We start from the raw sequence: 19243 nt of genomic DNA, 5'->3' as shown, positions 1-19243 counted from the left end.
TTACTCCTTATCATTCAAACAAGTTTCACTGCAATAGGCTACCGCTCCGCTATAAATAGCGTCTTTGCTAGAGACATAGGTTTGGCATTTAGAGCATACAATCATGTGATCTTCTAATTCTTTGGGGGTTTGTTGCATGTAAGAGTGGTTGTCTTTGTGGGGTTTTTGCCTTAAAAACAAACGCCATAAAACCCACACGATAATGAGTAAGGGGATTAAAATTCTTAACATAAACTTTCCTTTGATTTGTAAAAATAAATGCGCTTTTGATACACAAAGCATTCAGTGGTTTTATAAGCGATTTCATTCTTTAACTGCTCGCCTTTGTAGAATAAAAAATGCCCCTTATCTTTTAGGAAGCGTTGGCTTTTTTCTATCAAAAAAGAAGAGCTAGCGACCGCTCTAGAAGTGATTAAATCCACTTGTAAAAGATTTTGATAATCTTCTAAACGCTTTTTAATGATTTCAATATTTTTTAAAGGCAAAACGCTTTTAAGGTAATTTAAAAAAGCCGCTCTTTTTATTCTTGGCTCTAAAAGAATGAATTGTGCTTCAGGTTTTTCAAGGGCTAAAGGGATAGCAGGAAGTCCCGCCCCGCTCCCAATATCCAAGCAGCTTTTAAAATCTTTGATAAATTCTAAGGGTTTTAGAGCGTCTGTGATCTGGGGTTCTAACTCGCTTAAATTTTTTGCGCCGCTCAAATTGTGCGTTTGATTCCATTCTAAAAGGATGCGCGCATAATCTTGCAATAAGGGATTCATAAAATCAGCATCCCATCGCCATAAGAATAAAAACGATACTTCTTTTCTATGGCTATTTTGTAGATTTCTTTGGTTTTTTCTAAGCCTATCATCGCGCTTACAAGCATTAAAAGGCTTGATTTGGGTAAATGGAAATTAGTGAGCAAATGATTGACATGCTGGATAGGATTGGCAAGATGCAAGAATATATCGCATTCAAACGATTCTTGATTAGGGTTTTTTAAACGCTTAAAGTATTCCACGCTCCTTAAAGCGGTCGTGCCGATGCATAAAATCTCTTGGGATTCTTGCAAAATTTCTTGGCTTTTTTTAGGAATGCGTAAAACTTCTGTATGGATTTGATGCTCTCTAATATCCTTAGTTTCTACGCCAAGAAAAGTCCCAGCTCCCACATGTAAGGTCAAAAAAGCGTGCTTGAAATCTTTCAATAATTTTTCTAAGGTATTTTGAGAAAAATGCAATGACGCCGTAGGGGCAGCCACCGCGCCGATGTGTTTAGCGAACACGCTCTGGTATTCATGCGCATCCAAACTCTCATCCGCTCTTTTAATATAAGGGGGTAAGGGCATATGCCCGTATTGTTCTAAAAGCTTTAAGATATTTTCTTGATTTAAGGGGGTTTGATTGTCATAAAAAGCGATCAAGCGCTGGCCGTTATGAAGCAATTCCAAAACTTCAGCGTAATAATTTGCATCAAAAAAAATCTTATCCCCCGCTTTGATCTTACCCTTGATTTGAGTTAAAGCGGTATTGCCTTTAAAAAAGCGGTGGAAAAACACTTCAGTCGTTTTTGATGGCAAAAGGGCATGCTTAGATCCAAAAAGCCTGGCTTTGATCACTTTAGTGTCGTTCAACACCACAAGGGCGTTTTTAGGGAAAAAGTCTAAAACATGCTCAAAAGTGGTGTGCGTGATTGTTTGCGAACGCCTTTCATAGACGAGCAATTTAGCCTTTTCTTTGGGCAAAACGGGGTAGTCTGCGATCAATTCCTTAGGCAAATGATAATCATAGCTTTCTAAATCAAATTCTTTCAACTACGACTCGCTCTTTGTATGCTCTTTGGCGTCATTTTCGTGATCATTTTCGTTGTCTTTAGAAGCCGGATTGACCATTTTGGCAATCAAAATAGAAAGCCCATAAAGCCCCACTAAAGGCAACGCCATAAAGATTTGACTCACCACATCAGGAGGAGTGATAATCGCTGCTACAATAAAAATCACTACAATAGCGTATTTGAAATACGCTTTCAAGCTCGCATCGGTAATCAAGCCCACTTTGGCTAAAAAATACGCTAAAACAGGCAGTTCAAACGCCACGCCAAAGCCTAAAATCAAGCGCGTGAAAAAGCTCACGTAACTGGACGCAGAAATATTAGCCGCAAACACATCGCTCCCAAAAGTGGCTAAGTATTCAATGATGAAAGGGAACACCACATAATAAGAAAACGCCGCCCCAATCAAAAACATCCCACTCCCAAAAAACACAAAAGGCAAAATCACTTTTTTTTCATTCTTATAAAGCCCTGGAGCGATAAAGAGCCACAATTGCCAAAAAATAATGGGCATGGAAATGACGATAGCGGCTGAAAAACTGATTTTAACCGCTACCATGACCCCTTCAATAGGGGAGAGCTGAATGAGCGTGCCTTTATAAGAATTTTTAACAAATTCAAAAATATTTTTCCAAAAATGAAAACACCCCAAAAACGCCACTAAAATCGTTCCTACAGAAATCATTAAGCGCTTTCTTAACTCCTGTAAATGCGGTTTTAAATCTTCAAACATGCTCTTTTTCTTTGTCGTGTTCTTTGGCGTTGTTATCGGTTGTTAATTGGACTTCTTTAGGAGACTCATCGCTTGAAACTTCTTCATTTAAGGCTTCTTCATTGGAAACTTCTTTATTGGAGTGGTTAGGGGGTGCGTTGTTTTCTAGGCTTTGTTTGTAATCTTGCATCAAATCCTGAATGCTTTTAATCTCCTTTTCTGCAGTTATTTTAGCGTCTTCTAATTCTTCAATCTTAACGCCCTTAAGACTCTCCACTTTGTTTTCAAAGAGTTTTTGATACTCTAGGGTTTCTTTTTTGATTTCTTCAATATTGATTTCTTTATCTAAAGTGTCCTTAGCGTCATTGAGCGTTTTTTTAACCGCACGAAAAAATTTCACCATATCCACGACAGCTTGGGGGAATTTTTCTGGCCCTAAAAAAATAATCGCTACAATCAACACCACAAGGATTTCAAAAAAGCCCATGCCAAACATAATGATCTACTTTCACACCCTTTAAAATTTTGTCGTTATTGTAGTGTAATTTTCTTTCTAAACAAGATTAAAATAAAGTTTGAGACTTTAAAGTGGGGATTTTTAAAAGCGCATGGGTTTTAGGCGTGGCGATCCTGCCTTTAGCGGTGCGCTCTAAATAACCATTAGCGAGTAAAAAAGGCTCAATCACGTCTTCAATCGTGCCTTCATCTTCTCTCATAGACGCTGCAATCGTGTTCAAACCCACCGGCTTTCCTTGAGCGTTAGCCAACAAAGATAAATACGCCAAATCCGCTTCATCAAAGCCTAATTCATTCACGCCTAATTCATTCAAAGCATGCAAAGTGATGTTCAAATCCATCAAGCTTGAATTTTTGACTAGTGCAAAATCGCGCACCCTTTTTAAAAGCCTTAAAGCGATCCTTGGCGTGCCTCTACTCCTTTTAGCGATTTCATCAGCGCTTTCTTCTTTGATGTCTTGGTTGAGTTTAACGGCGGCTTTTTTGATGATAAGAGCTAGTTCGCTAGGGCTATAAAATTGCATCCTAAAACTCATGCCAAATCTGTCTCTTAAGGGGTTAGAGAGCATTCCGGCTCTAGTGGTAGCGCCGATGAGGGTGAAAGGGGGTAAATCAATCTTAATGGTTTGAGCGGCTGGGCCTGAGCCTATGATAATATCCAATCTAAAATCTTCCATAGCTGGGTATAAAACCTCTTCAATCGCTGGGCTAAGCCGGTGGATTTCATCAATAAAAAGAATGTCTTTAGCTTGCAAATTAGTCAAAATGGCAGCTAAATCACCGCTTTTTTCTATCATGGGAGCGGCGGTGATTTTGATATTGGTTTCCATTTCTTTAGCGATGATATGGCTGATTGAAGTTTTACCCAAACCGGGCGGGCCAAAAAAGAGCATGTGATCCAAACTTTCTTGGCGTTTTTTAGCCGCGCAAATAGAAATTTGCAAGTTGCTTTTAATCTTTTCTTGACCGATAAAATCTTCCCAAAGATTAGGGCGCAAACTCACTTCTTGAGAAGTTTCAAAATCCAAAGTTTCTAAATTGACTATCCGTTCTTTCATTTAATGATAACTTTCTAATTCGTTAGGGAAGTTTCCCTTTTTCACGTCATCAGCGTATTGTTTGATAGCGTTTTGAACCAATTCTTTCCCCTTAAGGTACTCTCGCACGAATTTAGGCTTAAAGCTATCAAAAAAGCCTAACATATCGCTCCACACTAAAATCTGCCCGTCGCAATCCTTGCCGCTCCCTATGCCGATTGTGGGGATTTTGATTTTTTGCGTGATTTTCTGAGCGATAGGGGTGGTTATACCCTCTAAAACCAACAAACCCACCCCAGCTTCTTCTAAACTCAAGGCGTCTTCTAAAAGCTTTTTTTGCTGTTCTTCATTTTTGCCCTTAATCTTATAACCTCCATCAAGGTGCACGAATTGAGGCATTAAGCCGATGTGCCCTACCACAATAACGCCCTCATTAGTGAGCGTTTTAACCAGTTTCGCTTTTTCTTTCCCCCCCTCTAATTTGATCGCGCTCGCTTGGGTTTCTTTATAAACTCTAATGGCGTTTTTTAGGGCTGTTTTTTCATCTTTATAGCTTCCAAAGGGCATGTCTGTGATGATAAAAGGAGTCTTAGCGCCCGCGCACACGGCTTTGGTGTGATAGAGCATCATTTTTACACTCGCGCTTAAAGTGTCGTTTTGATTGAAAAAACTCATGTTCAAACTATCGCCCACTAAAATCACATCCACTAGCGGATCAAATATTTGAGCGAATAGCGCATCATAAGCGGTAATGGCGATGATTTTTTCTTGATTTTTTTTAGCTTGGAGGTGACTAAGGGTGATTTTTTTAATTGGGGCGGTTTGCATGCTCATTAAAAATCCTAAGTGTTAAATATAGTGGCATTGTAGCATGACTTTGTTAGGTGGGTAAAAATTTTACTCCATTTTAACCGGTCATTTTAATTATTTTAGTATAATTGAAAGAAACTTTTAACAAACAATTCAAGGGATTTGGCGATTTTGTGTCTTAAAAAACGAGCTATTTTATGGTCTTTAATGGGATTTTGTGCAGGATTGAGTGCGCTTGATTATGACACCCTAGACCCCAAATACTACAAATATATCAAGTATTATAAAGCTTATGAAGACAAAGAAGTTGAAGAATTAATCAGAGATTTAAAGAGGGCGAACGCTAAAAGCGGGCTTATTTTAGGGATCAATACCGGGTTTTTTTACAACCATGAAATCATGGTCAAAACCAATAGCTCTAGCATCACCGGGAATATTTTAAATTATTTGTTTGCCTATGGCTTGCGTTTTGGCTATCAAACCTTCAGGCCGTCGTTTTTTGCGCGCTTGGTTAAGCCCAATATTATTGGCAGGCGCATTTATATCCAATATTATGGAGGGGCTCCTAAGAAAGCGGGCTTTGGGAGCGTGGGGTTTCAATCGGTCATGCTGAATGGGGATTTTTTATTGGATTTTCCTTTGCCTTTTGTGGGGAAATACCTTTATATGGGGGGGTATATGGGTTTAGGCTTGGGGGTTGTGGCGCATGGGGTGAATTATACGGCGGAATGGGGGATGTCTTTTAACGCAGGCTTGGCTCTAACGGTATTAGAAAAAAACCGCATTGAATTTGAATTTAAAATTTTGAATAATTTCCCTTTTTTACAATCTAATTCTTCAAAAGAAACTTGGTGGGGAGCTATAGCAAGCATTGGGTATCAATATGTGTTTTAAAAAAATAAGAAATCTCATTTTATGCTTTGGTTTTATTTCAAGCTTGCACGCTGAAGAGAATACCGCTCAAGAGAATACGACTGAAGAAAACATGATTAAAGAAAATCCCCCTAAAGACGCTCCCATTCTTTTGGAAGAAAAACGCGCCCAAACGCTAGAGTTTAAAGAAGAAAAGGGGATTGCAAAAAAGATTGATGAAAAAAGTTTGCTTGAAGAAATCCATAAGAAAAAACGCCAGCTTTACATGCTTAAAGGGGAATTGCATGAAAAGAATGAATCTCTCTTATTCCAGCAAATGGCTAAAAATAAGAGCGGTTTTTTTATAGGCGTAATCCTTGGCGATATAGGGATTAACGCTAATCCTTATGAGAAGTTTGAACTTTTAAACAATATTCAAGCTTCTCCTTTGTTGTATGGCTTAAGGAGCGGGTATCAAAAGTATTTCGCTAACGGGATTAGCGCCTTACGCTTTTATGGGGAATATTTAGGGGGGGCGATGAAAGGGTTTAAAAGCGATTCTTTAGCCTCTTATCAAACCGCAAGTTTGAATATTGATCTGTTGATGGATAAGCCTATTGACAAAGAGAAAAGGTTTGCGTTAGGGATATTTGGAGGCGTTGGAGTGGGGTGGAATGGGATGTATCAAAATTTAAAAGAGGTTAAAGGGTATTCACAGCCTAACGCCTTTGGACTGGTGTTAAATTTAGGGGTGAGCATGACGCTTAACCTCAAACACCGCTTTGAATTAGCCTTAAAAATGCCTCCCTTAAAAGAAACTTCGCAAACTTTTTTATATTATTTTAAAAGCACTAATATTTATTATATTAGTTACAACTATTTATTGTAAAGGCTCAAGGGTTGAAACTCAAATACTGGTTAGTTTATCTGGCGTTCATTATAGGACTTCAAGCGACAGATTATGACAATTTAGAAGAAGAAAACCAACAATTAGACGAAAAAATAAACAATTTAAAGCAACAGCTCACCGAAAAAGGGGTTTCGCCCAAAGAGATGGATAAGGATAAGTTTGAAGAAGAATATTTAGAGCGAACTTACCCAAAGATTTCTTCAAAGAAAAGAAAAAAATTACTCAAATCTTTTTCCATAGCCGATGATAAGAGCGGGGTTTTTTTAGGGGGTGGGTATGCTTATGGGGGATTTAATCTTTCTTATCAAGGGGAGATGTTAGACAAATATGGCGCGAATGCCCCTAGCGCGTTTAAAAACAATATCAATATTGACGCTCCTGTTTCTATGATTAGCGTTAAATTCGGGTATCAAAAATACTTCGTGCCTTATTTTGGGACACGATTTTATGGGGATTTGTTGCTTGGGGGAGGGGTGTTAAAAGAGGATGCAAGCAAGCAATCTGTAGGCTCGTTTATTTATGTTTTAGGGGCTGTCAATACTGATTTATTGTTTGATATGCCTTTAGATTTTAAGACTAAAAAGCATTTTTTAGGCGTTTATGCAGGTTTTGGGATAGGGCTTATGCTCTATCAAGACAAGCCTAATCAAAACGGGAGGAATTTGGTGGTAGGGGGCTATTCAAGCCCTAATTTTTTATGGAAATCTTTGATTGAAGTGGATTACACTTTTAATGTGGGCGTGAGTTTAACGCTTTATAGGAAACACCGCTTAGAGATTGGCACCAAATTACCGATTAGCTATTTGAGAATGGGAGTGGAAGAGGGAGCGATTTATCACAATAAAGAAAATGATGAACGATTGTTGATTTCGGCTAACAACCAGTTCAAGCGATCCAGTTTTTTATTAGTGAATTATGCGTTTATTTTTTAAGGCTTGATCTTGGAGTTAAGGTTTAAAATTTTAGCGTTAGTCGTTTTGATTTTAGGGGGTTATTTGATTTTTAACGCTTTAATCACAAAACCCAGAGCTTTAAGTTTTAGTTTAAGCAACAAAGAGGGTGTGCTTAATGACAATGATGAAACGCTTTTTTGGGATTTAAAAAAACCCATTAAGATTAAAATAATAGCCCCAAAGGGCATCAAACGCTATGATTTAAAAGTAACCACACAAGATGGTTTGATCTTGTATGAAAAAGAAAATCTGGTATTGGATAAACCCAAGTCTTTAGAAGTGCCTTTGATCAAGCCTAAAATCATGGGGCTAGAAGACAAGTGCCTTTTATATGAAATTAAAGCTAATGATTGGAGTTATGCTAATTTTTTCAATGGTAATAAGGCGTCTTTCAAACAAGAAGTGTGTGTTGATACGATAAAACCCTCAATTACTATTTTATCTCGATCCCCAAGCATCGCTTATGGAGGGAGCGCGATAGTCGTCTTTGAAGCTTTGGATAAGAATTTGTCTCAAGCGTTTGTTCGCGTCAAAAAAAAGGATTTTAAAGCGTTCAGGCTTTTAGAATTCAAACAGCGTAATGTCTTTATCGCTCTAGTGCCTTGGTCTTATAAAAATAAGGATTTTAAGGCGTTCATTGTCGCTAAAGATAAAGCCTATAACTCTAATACCACCCCTTTATTACTCAAGCGAAAAACCCATCATGTGAGGGAAAAAGAGATAGACTTAAGCGCCTTAAAAGACACGATTGCAAAGCAAGAAAAATTTCAAAATCACACTGAGCAAACTTTATTAGAAAGATTTTCTAACGCGCGCTTAAAAGATTTAGAAAAAATCCAAAAGATCGCTTTAGATCAAGGGGATTTTTATAAGGATTTTTCCCATTTTCAAGCGCTAAAACCCTTGAATGGGCCTTTTAAAATGATAAGCAATTTTTTAGAAAATCGGCGGTTTTTAAAGGACAATCAGGTGTTGTTTAAATTCTTGCATTTAGGGGTGGATTTGATACCCAGCAAGGATTTATCTTTAGCGTTTGATTTATCTGTGAAGAGGGTTTTTAAGGGGGAGTTGGATTTTTATGGTAATAGTTTAATCAATTGCTATGGGTTAGGTTTGTGCGTTTTTTTAGCGCATTTAAAAGATGATGGAAGCGTGGGGAGTAGTGGTTTGAAATTAGGGAGTGGGTTGCATTTAGGGATGCTTTTGCAAGGGGTTTTTGTCCGGCCCAATGAATGGCTTAATGAGCAATGGATAAAAACCAATATCATCACCCCCATAGAGCAAGCCAAACAGCTTTTAATGAAAGGATAGTCATGTTAAAAACCAATCAAAAAAACGTGCATGCGTTTGAAATTGAAAAGCAAGAGCCTGAAGCGGTCATGGAATTTTTAGAAAAAAACCATGCCCTTTTGCAGTATTTTCTTATTATATTTAAATATGATATTGAACCAGAAGTCAAAGCCATTTTGCGCAAACACCAGCTTTTGTTTTTAGAAACGAATCGCCCTTTAAACGGGCGTCATATCAAAACCATGCCTTTAAAAGAAGAAACCAATCATTCAAAACCCAATCATTCTAAAACAGAACCTAAAACAACGATTTATGAGCGCCACATCAGGAGTGGGGAAGAAATTTATAGCGCTAATCACCTTATTTTTTTGGGTAATATCCACAATGGAGCGAAGATTATTTCAGAGGGCTGTGTGTCGGTTTATGGGGTTTGCGAAGGGGCGATTGTGTGCTTTGGAGAGTGTTTGATTTTGAAAGAAGTCAAGAGCGCTCAAATCGTTTTTCAAAATAAAATTTTATCTCTAAAAGAGGTTGAACGGCTTTTGGTAAATAAAAATATTAAAATAATCACTAAAAATGACGATATACTAGACATAAAGGAAGTATTATGAAACAAACAACCATTAACCACTCTGTGGAATTAGTAGGGATAGGCTTACACAAGGGCGTTCCCGTGAAGCTTGTTTTAGAGCCTTTAGGAGAAAATCAAGGCATTGTTTTTTACCGCTCTGATTTGGGCGTGAAGCTCCCCTTAAAACCTGAAAACATCGTGGATACCAAAATGGCAACCGTGTTGGGTAAGGATAACGCTAGAATTTCTACGATTGAGCATTTGCTTTCAGCTGTCCATGCGTATGGCATTGACAATCTTAAAATCTCTGTGGATAACGAAGAAATCCCTATCATGGATGGGAGTGCTTTGACTTATTGCATGCTTTTAGATGAAGCAGGGATTAAAGAATTAGACGCTCCTAAAAAGGTGATGGAAATCAAGCAAGTCGTTGAGATTAGGGAGGGCGATAAATTTGTTAAAATTGAGCCAGACAGCCAGCTTTCTTTGAATTTCACGATTGATTTTAACCATCCGGTTATCGCTAAGCAAGCCCATCATTTCGTCTTTAGTAAAACCGCTTACAAAGAGCAAGTCGCTAAAGCCCGCACCTTTGGGTTTTTGCAAGAAGTGAATTACTTGCGATCCATTGGTTTGGCTAAAGGGGGGAGCTTGAATAATTGCATCGTGCTGGACGAAAACAGCATTTTGAATAAAGAGGGCTTGAGGTGCGAAAAGGAATTCGTGTGCCACAAGATTTTAGACGCTATGGGGGATCTAATGGTCTTAGGCATGCCTGTGATGGGCAAATACACTTCTTTTTCAGGGAGCCATAAGCTCAATTCCATGCTAGTTAAAGCCATTTTAGCGGACGCTAAAAATTACGAAGTTTTGATCGCTACGGATCCGGCTAAAGAGTTTGCGTTGCAAAAGGCTTTCGCTTAATCCTAAAATTAGGGTTTATTTTTTGAAATTGGATTTAGTGCTTATTTCTTTGGGCGAGGGGGTCTTGCTTGGGGTGTATCAAAACAATTTTTTATGCGCTTCTTACACTTCCAAATCAAAAACAAGCGAAGCTTTAGTGGAGGTTTTTTCGCAATTATTCAAAGATTTTAAAAACCCCACTTTACCGGCGGTTAAAGGGGTTTATTACGCTAAAGGGCCAGGGAGTTTCACTAGCCTAAAGCTCACGCATGTTTTCTTACACACTTTGGCTTTAATCCATGACTTTGAACTCTATTCAACCACAGGCTTTGATTTTAACGACAACACGCCCATTTTGGCGTATGCCAATAAATACTTTGTTTCACAAGAAAGGGAAAGCTTGGCCGATTTTAAAGATTTGAAAATTGCACCAAAAGATTTCAAGTTGCCCTCTTTTTTAGAGAAAGACAAATTCACCCAATTGAACACGCCGTTTTACATTTTGCCTCCTATTTAGTGTATAATGCTAGTTTTAAAAATGAAAGGGTACCAACAATAGGGGTTTAAAATTTGGTAGTGAGTGTTCCTGCAACAAGTGCGAATTTAGGCCCCGGTTTTGATTGCTTGGGTTTGAGCTTGAATTTACGCAATCGTTTTTTTATTGAGCCTAGTAGCTTCCATGCGGTGAAATTGGTTGGGGAGGGTGAGGGGATCCCTAAGTTTTTAACCAACAATATTTTCACTAAAGTGTTTTATGAGATTTTAAAAAAGCATGGGAATGACGGATCGTTTAAATTTTTATTGCATAATAAAGTCCCTATTACAAGGGGCATGGGGTCTAGCTCGGCGATGATTGTGGGTGCGGTCGCTTCAGCGTTTGCGTTTTTAGGGTTTGCTTTTGATAGAGAAAATATTCTTAATACCGCTCTAATTTATGAAAACCACCCGGATAATATCACCCCAGCGGTCTTTGGGGGGTATAATGCAGCGTTTGTGGAAAAAAAGAAAGTGATAAGTTTAAAAACCAAAATCCCTTCTTTTTTAAAAGCGGTGATGGTGATCCCTAATAGGGCCATTTCTACCAAGCAATCGCGCCATCTCTTGCCCAAGCGTTACAGCGTGCAAGAAAGCGTGTTTAACCTTTCGCATGCGAGTTTGATGACGATGGCGATTGTGCAAGGGAAGTGGGATTTGTTGCGTTGTTGTTCTAAAGACAGGATGCATCAATACAAGCGCATGCAAACTTATCCCGTGTTGTTTGCGATCCAAAAGCTCGCTTTAGAAAATAATGCCTTAATGAGCACGCTTTCAGGGAGCGGTTCGTCGTTTTTTAACATGTGTTATGAAGAAGACGCCCCTAAATTAAAGCAGGTTTTGAGCAAGAAATTCCCTAAATTCAGGGTAGCGGTTTTAGATTTTGACAATGATGGAGTCCTTATTGAGAAAGACTGAAATTAAAATCCGCATGTGTGTGGCGTGCAGAATGCGCCAACCCCAAAAGGATTTGTTGCGTTTGAAAAGCTTTGACAATCAAATCATGGAGTTTGATGGCAAGGGCCGTAGTTTTTATGTGTGTGGAAATTGTTTGAAAAATGGAGAAAAAAAGTTGTTGAAAGCGGTTTCAAAAATAAAGAATGCCCCAAAAGATACCAAAAACATCATTACTTGGATTAAGGAGAGAAGCATAGCATGAGTGGTATGGTTGATTTAAAAGAATTTTTAGCCGAGCTTGGTAAGACCCAAAAAGAGCTTAAAAATGTGATCGAGCAAGCCAAAGACATTGGTTTAGAGCTTAAGACAAATTCTAAAATGACCCCAGAGGAAGCAAACAAGCTATACAAATACATTGTGGAGGGCATTAAAGAACAAATACAAGCCAATCAACCCACTAAAAATCCTGAACAAGACAATAAAGATGATTTGAATACGGCCCAAACGCCCAAACCCCTTAACAAAAAGGTTTCCAAAACGCCTAAAAAAGAAGAAACAAAAAGCCAGCCAAAGCCCAAAAAAACTAAAGAAAAGAAAAAAGAAGCTCCCACGCCCATTGCCAAAAAAAAGGGTGGGATAGAGATTGTCAATACTTTTGAAAACCAAACGCCCCCTGTAGAAAACACCCCTAAAGTGGTTAGCCACTCTCAAATAGAAAAAGCCAAGCAAAAGCTCCAAGAAATCCAAAAAAGCCGAGAAGCCCTAAACAAGCTCACCCAAAGCAACACTAACAACGCTAACAGCACCAATAACATTAATAACGCTAAAAAAGAAATCAGCGAAGTTAAAAAGCAAGAGCAAGAGATCAAACGCCATGAAAACATTAAAAGACGCACCGGTTTTAGGGTGATTAAACGCAATGATGAAACTGAAAATGAAATTGAAAACAGCGTAACGGAAAGCAAAAAACCCACTCAAAGCGCGGCGGCTATTTTTGAAGACATTAAAAAAGAATGGCAAGAAAAAGACAAACAAGAGGCTAAAAAAGCCAAAAAACCCAGTAAGCCCAAACCCACCCCCACCGCCAAAAACAACAAATCCCATAAAATTGATTTTAGCGATGCGAGGGATTTTAAGGGCAATGATATTTATGATGATGAAACCGATGAAATCTTATTGTTTGATTTGCATGAACAAGATAATCTCAATAAGGAAGAAGAAGAAAAAGAAGTGCGCCAAAATATCAACGACAGGGTGCGCGTCCAAAGGAAAAACCCTTGGATGAATGAAGGCGGGATCAAACGACAATCCAAAAAAAAGCGCGTATTCCGTAACGATAACAGCCAAAAAGTGATCCAAAGCGCGATTGCAATCCCTGAAGAAGTGCGCGTCTATGAATTCGCGCAAAAAGCGAATTTGAATCTGGCCGATGTGATTAAAACCCTCTTTAATTTAGGGCTTATGGTAACTAAAAACGACTTTTTGGATAAGGATAGTATAGAAATTTTAGCCGAAGAGTTTCATTTAGAAATTTCTGTTCAAAACACCTTAGAAGAATTTGAAGTAGAAGAGGTGTTAGAGGGGGTGAAAAAAGAGCGCCCGCCTGTGGTGACTATCATGGGGCATGTGGATCATGGTAAAACTTCACTATTAGATAAAATCCGTGATAAAAGAGTCGCTCACACTGAAGCTGGGGGGATCACTCAGCACATTGGCGCTTACATGGTAGAAAAGAATAACAAATGGGTGTCTTTCATTGACACCCCAGGGCATGAAGCCTTTAGCCAGATGCGTAATCGTGGGGCTCAAGTTACAGATATTGCAGTGATCGTGATAGCGGCTGATGATGGCGTGAAGCAACAGACTATTGAAGCTTTAGAGCATGCAAAGGCGGCTAATGTGCCTGTGATTTTTGTGATGAATAAAATGGATAAGCCTAATGTGAATCCGGACAAACTCAAAGCCGAATGCGCTGAGCTTGGTTATAACCCTGTGGATTGGGGCGGAGAGCATGAGTTCATCCCTGTTTCGGCTAAAACGGGCGATGGCATTGATAATTTATTAGAAACCATTCTCATTCAAGCGGATATTATGGAATTAAAAGCCATAGAAGAGGGCAGCGCTAGAGCGGTTGTTTTAGAAGGGAGCGTGGAAAAAGGGCGTGGGGCAGTAGCCACGGTGATTGTCCAAAGCGGGACTTTGAGCGTGGGGGATAGCTTTTTTGCTGAAACGGCGTTTGGTAAAGTAAGAACGATGACTGACGATCAAGGCAAGAGCATTCAAAGTTTAAAACCCTCTATGGTGGCTCTCATCACAGGCTTGAGCGAAGTGCCTCCTGCGGGATCTGTTTTAATAGGGGTAGAAAACGATTCTATCGCGCGCTTGCAAGCTCAAAAGAGGGCGACTTATTTACGCCAAAAAGCGTTGAGTAAAAGCACTAAAGTGTCTTTTGATGAGCTTTCAGAAATGGTCGCTAATAAGGAATTAAAAAACATTCCTGTAGTCATTAAAGCGGATACGCAAGGAAGCTTAGAAGCCATTAAAAACAGCTTGTTAGAGCTTAATAACGAAGAAGTGGCGATTCAAGTGATCCACTCAGGGGTGGGGGGCATTACTGAGAATGATTTGAGCCTAGTTTCTAGCAGTGAGCATGCCGTGATTTTAGGCTTTAATATCCGCCCTACCGGTAATGTGAAAAATAAGGCTAAAGAATACAATGTGAGCATTAAAACTTACACGGTGATTTATGCCTTGATTGAAGAAATGCGATCGCTGTTGTTAGGCTTGATGAGTCCTATCATTGAAGAAGAGCATACCGGACAAGCGGAAGTGAGGGAAACCTTTAATATCCCTAAAGTAGGCACGATAGCCGGGTGTGTGGTGAGCGATGGGGTGATCGCTCGTGGCATTAAGGCGCGTTTGATTAGGGATGGCGTGGTGATTCACACCGGCGAAATCCTTTCTTTGAAACGCTTTAAAGACGATGTGAAAGAAGTTTCTAAGGGCTATGAGTGTGGGATCATGCTAGAAAATTATAATGAGATTAAAGTGGGTGATGTGTTTGAAACCTATAAAGAAATCCATAAAAAAAGAACCCTCTAATGAACGCTCATAAAGAACGCTTAGAATCCAATCTTTTAGAATTACTACAAGAGGCTTTAGCGAGTTTGAACGACAGCGAGTTGAATTCTTTAAGCGTTACTAAAGTGGAATGCTCTAAAGGGAAGCACCACGCTTATGTGTTTGTGCTTTCATCAGATCATAAAATCCTTTCTAAATTGAAAAAAGCTGAGGGTTTGATCAGGCAATTTGTTTTGCAAGCGAGCGGGTGGTTTAAATGCCCAAAACTCAGTTTTGTTTCAGACAACAGCTTAGAAAAGCAACTCCGCCTAGACGCCATATTCAATGAAATCGCTAAAGGGAAAGATAATGACTAAAAAAATAGAAGAGAAAATAGAGGGCGTGATTGAAAGCTTGGGATACTTGCTTTATGATGTGAGTTTGGTTAAAGAAAACGAGCAGCATGTTTTAAGGGTGAGCCTTAAAAACCCTAATGGGGCGGTTAGCTTGGATATTTGCCAACAAGTGAGCGAGGTGATTTCGCCTTTATTAGATGTGTGCGATTTTATCCAAGACGCTTATATTTTGGAAGTGAGCTCCATGGGGTTAGAAAGAACGCTTAAAACCCCTAAACACTTCAAGCTTTCTTTAGGCGAAAAAGTGGAAGTCAAACTCATCAATAAAGAAAGCTTTCAAGCGATCCTTAAAGACGCTAACGATTTGAGTGCGGATTTTGAATTAGAGGATCACGCTATCAAAAGCGTGGAATATAAAGATTTAAAGAAAGTTAAAACGCTTTTTGAATGGTGAAATAATGCGAAGCGGTAGCGTTTCCTACACTTTATGAGAAATTACCGCTTGATTGAAATTGGCTCTTGTTATTTGGCTAAAAAACGCCAAAAAGCATTTTTGAGATTTCACTCTTCCATTTGAACGATACTCATTATTTCTTTAACCACATTCACATCTTCTAGCGTGCTTAAATCTTGAGTGATGGGCTCTTTTTTGGCGATAGATTTCAAAAGCCTTCTCATGATTTTCCCGCTCCTGGTTTTAGGCAAACCTGGCACATACATGACATTGTCTAATTTAGCGATCTTTCCAATTTCAACGGATAAGATATGGTTCATTTCTTTTAACAATTCTAAACTCTCGCCAAGATTGCATTTAGCCCCATCGCACAGCACCACAAACGCAAACAAGCCCTCTCCTTTAATCGTATCAGGGATACCCACCACCGCGCATTCAACCACCATTTCATGTTTAGAAATAGCACTCTCCACTTCAGCCGTGCCAATCCTATGCCCACTCACATTCACAATATCATCTGTGCGCCCAATAATAGTGATGTATCCGTTTTCATCCACAATAGCGCCATCTCCAGAGAGGTAGACATATTCCCCATTCAACTTGATCTGAGAAAAATAGCTATCAATGTATCGTTTTTCATCGCCCCAAATGTTTCTTACCATAGAAGGCCATGGCTTAGTGATGCATAAAAACCCTTGCTCTCCGGGCTTTGTTTTGGTGCCGTCTTCGTTTAAAACTTCTGCATGGATTCCAGGCAAAGGTAAAGTCGCGCAGCTGGCCCTTATAGGCGTAGCTCCCGGTAAAGGGCTGATGATATGCCCGCCTGTTTCTGTCTGCCACCAAGTATCCACGATACTGCATTTTGAATTGCCGATTTTTTCATAAAACCATTTCCATGCCGTAGGGTTAATAGGCTCTCCCACCGTTCCTAAAACTTTGAGCGATTCTAAATTATACTTTAAGGGTTCGTTTTCGCCTTTAGCATGCAGCATTCTTATAGCGGTGGGGGAAGTGTAGAATTTATCCACGCGGTATTCTTCTATCATCCTCCACCATCTCCCATAATCCGGATAAGACATCGTGCCTTCTAGTATCAAAGTCGTCGCCCCACAAGCTAAAGGCCCATAAACCACATAAGTGTGCCCTGTGATCCAACCAATATCAGCGGTGCACCAAAAATTATCGTTATCTCTAATATCAAAAACCCACTCCATCGTCATTTGCGCCCATAGCAAATACCCCGCACTGCTGTGTTGAACGCCTTTAGGTTTCCCGGTTGATCCGCTTGTATAGAGCAAGAATAAAGGATCTTCAGAGTCCATCATTTCAGGTTCGCATTTATCGGATTGGTAATGGACCATTTCATTATAGACAAAATCGCGCCCTCTCACATAGTCAATCTCTTTGGCGTTTCGTATCACAATGAGCGCTTTTTCCACGCTAGGGCAGGCGTTATTTTCTAGAGCCTTGTCAAGGGCTGGCTTGAGCATGTAAGGTTTGCCTTTTCTAAAAGTCCCATCCGCTGTGATAACTAATTTAGCTTGAGTGTCGTTGATCCTATCCCTTAAGGCTTCAGGGCTAAACCCAGCAAAAACGATGCTATGGATCGCTCCAATCCTAGCGCATGCGAGCATCATATAAACGCTTTCTACAATCATGGGCATATAGATAATGACTCTGTCGCCTTTTTTGACATTGAATTCGTTTTTTAAAAGGTTGGCTGTTTTATTGACTTCAGAGTGGAGTTTTCTGTAAGTGATGACATTATAATCCCCTATTTCCCCTTCAAAAATGATCGCCACTTTATTTTTTTTGTCTTTTAAATGCCTGTCTATGCAATTGTAAGAAACATTGATTTTGCCGTTTTCAAACCATTTGAAAAAAGGGGCGTTATCGCTGTTTAAAACCTTATCAAAAGGTTTAAACCATGTGAGTTTTTGCTTGGCTAACTCGCCCCAAAAATGTTCATAATCTTCATTGGCTTCATGCACTAAATCCTTATATTCGCACATGTTTTTAATCCTGGCTTGCTTGGCAAACGCTCTGTTAGGGTTAAAGATTTTTTTAGCGAATTCTGAATCATTGTCTAATTGCATCGCATCTCCTTTTTCATGGTTTTAAGCACATTTTTTATTATTGTATCCAAACTCACACTCTTTTTAAAGGGAGGGATACTTTTCTCTTTCTGTGTGGATTGAGACTGATAAAAAAGGAAATAGCACGATGAAACCTAAAGGGGATATTAGCGTTAATATGCTAATATAGTAGAACATTATGACTACAAAAAGGGTGGTATGCTGATTTCCATAGCGTTTTTATTGGTTTTATGTCTTTTGAATTATAGTTCTTTTAGGATGTTAAAATCGTTTTTAACCTTAAAAAAAATCTCTCGATACGCTTATTTGGGGTTTTTCATCCTTTTGAGTGCGGGCGAGGTGGCTTTTGTTTTTTATAGGAATACCATGCCTAGCCATTTGTTTGTTTTGACTTCAGCGTGTTCGTTTGTGTCCTTTATTGTGTTTGTTTTTTCTTTGAGTTTTTACGGGTTTTCTTACTCCATAGAAAAAATAGATTTCTTACCTTCAAGGCGTAAAGGTTTAAAAAACTTTTTAAGAATAGGGTTTTATCTGGCGTTATTAGGGTATTTTTGGCGCGGGTTTTATGAGGGGTTGGCCCGCCCTAAAATCAAAGAAACCCCTATTTATTTGGATAAGCTAGATAAAGAATTAAAGATTATTTTACTCACAGACATGCATGTGGGGAGCTTGTTGCAAAAAGATTTTGTTGATTACATTGTAGAAGAAGTCAATCAACAAAAAGTGGATATGGTGCTGATTGGGGGGGATTTAGTGGATGAAAACATTGAAAAAGTCAAATCCTTTTTACTGCCTTTAAACAACCTTAAAAGCACGCATGGCACTTTTTATGTGCCAGGAAATCATGAGTATTATCATGGTATAGAGCCGATTTTATCGTTTCTTAACACGCTTAATTTGACGATTTTAGGGAATGAATGCGTGCATTTAGGGGGGATCAATTTGTGCGGTGTGTATGATTATTTTGCACGAAAGCGTCAAAATTTTGCCCCTAATATTGATGAGGCGTTAAAAAAGCGCGATGAGAGTAAGCCCACGATCCTTTTAGCCCACCAGCCTAAACAAATTAGAAGCCTCAAAGAAAGCCACTCTATAGATCTAGTGCTTTCAGGGCATACCCATGCAGGGCAAATCTTTCCCTTTAGCCTTTTAGTCAAGTTAGCGCAAACTTATTTATATGGTTTATACAAGCACAGCGGCACCACTCAAATTTATGTGAGCAGTGGGGCAGGGTATTGGGGCGTTCCTTTAAGGTTTTTAGCCCCTAGCGAGATCGCATACCTTAGGCTTTTACCTAAAAATCAAGCTTAGTTAAAAAATTTTTCAATAGCTTAAAAATAGCGAGCTATGGATAAATCGTAATGGAGTGCTTAAAAAAAGGGTTAAAAAACAACCGCCAAGACAAAGGGAAAGGAGGGGGAGGTGACCCTTCAATCTTAAGCGGTGCCAACCAAACCATAAGGAATGGTTGGATTTGTAA

General features: G+C 39.2%; 21 protein-coding genes. 13 read left to right on the top strand and 8 right to left on the bottom strand.

Annotated elements, in window-relative coordinates; all coding sequences use genetic code 11:
* The 7 genes from EAL04_RS02095 to panB all read right to left on the bottom strand — a co-directional run bounded on the left by EAL04_RS02095 (position 1) and on the right by panB (position 4911).
* On the bottom strand, positions 1 to 231 hold the full coding sequence (locus tag EAL04_RS02095; RefSeq protein ID WP_162982453.1) for a PP0621 family protein: 231 nt from the start codon (positions 229 to 231) through the stop codon (positions 1 to 3).
* On the bottom strand, positions 225 to 761 hold the full coding sequence (rsmG, locus tag EAL04_RS02090) for a 16S rRNA (guanine(527)-N(7))-methyltransferase RsmG (RefSeq protein ID WP_120972943.1): 537 nt from the start codon (positions 759 to 761) through the stop codon (positions 225 to 227). The genes EAL04_RS02095 and rsmG overlap by 7 nt, the downstream gene beginning before the upstream one ends.
* A complete protein-coding gene (gene queA, locus EAL04_RS02085) occupies positions 758 to 1795 on the bottom strand; it encodes a tRNA preQ1(34) S-adenosylmethionine ribosyltransferase-isomerase QueA (protein WP_120972941.1) in 1038 nt (345 codons plus the stop codon). Before queA ends, rsmG begins: the two co-directional genes overlap by 4 nt.
* Positions 1796 to 2545: a twin-arginine translocase subunit TatC gene (gene tatC, locus EAL04_RS02080; protein WP_120972939.1), complete on the bottom strand. Its 750-nt coding sequence runs from the start codon at positions 2543 to 2545 to the stop codon at positions 1796 to 1798. It abuts the gene before it with no gap.
* Entirely contained in the window at positions 2538 to 3020 is a 483-nt protein-coding gene (gene tatB / locus EAL04_RS02075; RefSeq protein WP_078246585.1) for a Sec-independent protein translocase protein TatB, read from the bottom strand. Before tatB ends, tatC begins: the two co-directional genes overlap by 8 nt.
* Before the next feature lie 67 nt (positions 3021 to 3087).
* Positions 3088 to 4098 (bottom strand): Holliday junction branch migration DNA helicase RuvB, encoded by a 1011-nt coding sequence (gene ruvB, locus EAL04_RS02070; protein ID WP_000664486.1) that lies wholly within the window; start codon positions 4096 to 4098, stop codon positions 3088 to 3090.
* Positions 4099 to 4911: a 3-methyl-2-oxobutanoate hydroxymethyltransferase gene (gene panB / locus EAL04_RS02065; RefSeq protein WP_120972937.1), complete on the bottom strand. Its 813-nt coding sequence runs from the start codon at positions 4909 to 4911 to the stop codon at positions 4099 to 4101.
* A gap of 147 nt (positions 4912 to 5058) precedes the next feature.
* Here panB and EAL04_RS02060 point away from each other — a divergent pair, with 147 nt between their 5' ends.
* Genes EAL04_RS02060 through EAL04_RS02005 form a run of 12 tightly spaced genes read left to right on the top strand, consistent with a single transcriptional unit; the run spans position 5059 to position 15667 of the window.
* Positions 5059 to 5781, top strand: a complete 723-nt coding sequence (locus EAL04_RS02060; protein ID WP_120917594.1) for a hypothetical protein — start codon at positions 5059 to 5061, stop codon at positions 5779 to 5781.
* Positions 5771 to 6628: an outer membrane beta-barrel protein gene (locus EAL04_RS02055; protein WP_120972935.1), complete on the top strand. Its 858-nt coding sequence runs from the start codon at positions 5771 to 5773 to the stop codon at positions 6626 to 6628. The genes EAL04_RS02060 and EAL04_RS02055 overlap by 11 nt, the downstream gene beginning before the upstream one ends.
* Before the next feature lie 11 nt (positions 6629 to 6639).
* Positions 6640 to 7581 (top strand): outer membrane beta-barrel protein, encoded by a 942-nt coding sequence (locus EAL04_RS02050; RefSeq protein ID WP_120972933.1) that lies wholly within the window; start codon positions 6640 to 6642, stop codon positions 7579 to 7581.
* Between the two features lie 9 nt (positions 7582 to 7590).
* On the top strand, positions 7591 to 8913 hold the full coding sequence (locus EAL04_RS02045; protein ID WP_162982452.1) for a M23 family metallopeptidase: 1323 nt from the start codon (positions 7591 to 7593) through the stop codon (positions 8911 to 8913).
* Positions 8914 to 8915: 2 nt separating this feature from the next.
* Positions 8916 to 9503 (top strand): septum site-determining protein MinC, encoded by a 588-nt coding sequence (gene minC, locus EAL04_RS02040; protein ID WP_162982451.1) that lies wholly within the window; start codon positions 8916 to 8918, stop codon positions 9501 to 9503.
* A complete protein-coding gene (lpxC, locus tag EAL04_RS02035) occupies positions 9500 to 10387 on the top strand; it encodes a UDP-3-O-acyl-N-acetylglucosamine deacetylase (protein WP_120804046.1) in 888 nt (295 codons plus the stop codon). Before minC ends, lpxC begins: the two co-directional genes overlap by 4 nt.
* 22 nt (positions 10388 to 10409) lie before the next feature.
* Complete coding sequence (locus EAL04_RS02030; RefSeq protein WP_162982450.1) at positions 10410 to 10883, top strand: tRNA threonylcarbamoyladenosine biosynthesis protein TsaB; 474 nt, start codon at positions 10410 to 10412, stop codon at positions 10881 to 10883.
* A 53-nt stretch (positions 10884 to 10936) separates the two neighbouring features.
* Positions 10937 to 11818 (top strand): homoserine kinase, encoded by an 882-nt coding sequence (gene thrB / locus EAL04_RS02025; RefSeq protein WP_000261704.1) that lies wholly within the window; start codon positions 10937 to 10939, stop codon positions 11816 to 11818.
* Positions 11805 to 12059 carry a DUF448 domain-containing protein gene (locus EAL04_RS02020; protein WP_001232480.1) on the top strand — a complete coding sequence of 85 codons (255 nt, stop codon included), beginning with the start codon at positions 11805 to 11807 and terminating at the stop codon, positions 12057 to 12059. Before thrB ends, EAL04_RS02020 begins: the two co-directional genes overlap by 14 nt.
* Complete coding sequence (gene infB / locus EAL04_RS02015) at positions 12056 to 14899, top strand: translation initiation factor IF-2 (RefSeq protein ID WP_120972929.1); 2844 nt, start codon at positions 12056 to 12058, stop codon at positions 14897 to 14899. Before EAL04_RS02020 ends, infB begins: the two co-directional genes overlap by 4 nt.
* Entirely contained in the window at positions 14899 to 15234 is a 336-nt protein-coding gene (rbfA, locus tag EAL04_RS02010; protein ID WP_000991190.1) for a 30S ribosome-binding factor RbfA, read from the top strand. Before infB ends, rbfA begins: the two co-directional genes overlap by 1 nt.
* Entirely contained in the window at positions 15227 to 15667 is a 441-nt protein-coding gene (locus EAL04_RS02005; RefSeq protein WP_108593499.1) for a ribosome maturation factor RimP, read from the top strand. Before rbfA ends, EAL04_RS02005 begins: the two co-directional genes overlap by 8 nt.
* Positions 15668 to 15774: 107 nt before the next feature.
* Here EAL04_RS02005 and acs read toward each other — a convergent pair whose 3' ends face one another.
* A complete protein-coding gene (acs, locus tag EAL04_RS02000) occupies positions 15775 to 17763 on the bottom strand; it encodes an acetate--CoA ligase (protein WP_120972927.1) in 1989 nt (662 codons plus the stop codon).
* 198 nt (positions 17764 to 17961) lie between these two features.
* Here acs and EAL04_RS01995 point away from each other — a divergent pair, with 198 nt between their 5' ends.
* Entirely contained in the window at positions 17962 to 19074 is a 1113-nt protein-coding gene (locus EAL04_RS01995; protein WP_120972925.1) for a metallophosphoesterase, read from the top strand.
* Positions 19075 to 19243: the final 169 nt, after the last annotated feature.

Source organism: Helicobacter pylori, assembly GCF_003638305.1.
GTDB lineage: Bacteria > Campylobacterota > Campylobacteria > Campylobacterales > Helicobacteraceae > Helicobacter > Helicobacter pylori_DJ.
The sequence above is the reverse complement of the archived record's forward strand: the minus strand, read 5'-3'. Positions and strand labels throughout refer to the sequence as shown.

Bases quoted from the DNA above. Each gene is read 5' to 3' on its own strand.
- tatB (WP_078246585.1), bottom strand. From the start codon at position 3,020: ATGTTTGGCATGGGCTTTTTTGAAATCCTTGTGGTGTTGATTGTAGCG.
- rbfA (WP_000991190.1), top strand. From the start codon at position 14,899: ATGAACGCTCATAAAGAACGCTTAGAATCCAATCTTTTAGAATTACTA.
- EAL04_RS02055 (WP_120972935.1), top strand. From the start codon at position 5,771: ATGTGTTTTAAAAAAATAAGAAATCTCATTTTATGCTTTGGTTTTATT.
- infB (WP_120972929.1), top strand. From the start codon at position 12,056: ATGAGTGGTATGGTTGATTTAAAAGAATTTTTAGCCGAGCTTGGTAAG.
- acs (WP_120972927.1), bottom strand. From the start codon at position 17,763: ATGCAATTAGACAATGATTCAGAATTCGCTAAAAAAATCTTTAACCCT.
- EAL04_RS02005 (WP_108593499.1), top strand. From the start codon at position 15,227: ATGACTAAAAAAATAGAAGAGAAAATAGAGGGCGTGATTGAAAGCTTG.
- tatC (WP_120972939.1), bottom strand. From the start codon at position 2,545: ATGTTTGAAGATTTAAAACCGCATTTACAGGAGTTAAGAAAGCGCTTA.
- ruvB (WP_000664486.1), bottom strand. From the start codon at position 4,098: ATGAAAGAACGGATAGTCAATTTAGAAACTTTGGATTTTGAAACTTCT.
- rsmG (WP_120972943.1), bottom strand. From the start codon at position 761: ATGAATCCCTTATTGCAAGATTATGCGCGCATCCTTTTAGAATGGAAT.
- EAL04_RS02095 (WP_162982453.1), bottom strand. From the start codon at position 231: ATGTTAAGAATTTTAATCCCCTTACTCATTATCGTGTGGGTTTTATGG.
- panB (WP_120972937.1), bottom strand. From the start codon at position 4,911: ATGAGCATGCAAACCGCCCCAATTAAAAAAATCACCCTTAGTCACCTC.
- EAL04_RS01995 (WP_120972925.1), top strand. From the start codon at position 17,962: ATGCTGATTTCCATAGCGTTTTTATTGGTTTTATGTCTTTTGAATTAT.
- lpxC (WP_120804046.1), top strand. From the start codon at position 9,500: ATGAAACAAACAACCATTAACCACTCTGTGGAATTAGTAGGGATAGGC.
- minC (WP_162982451.1), top strand. From the start codon at position 8,916: ATGTTAAAAACCAATCAAAAAAACGTGCATGCGTTTGAAATTGAAAAG.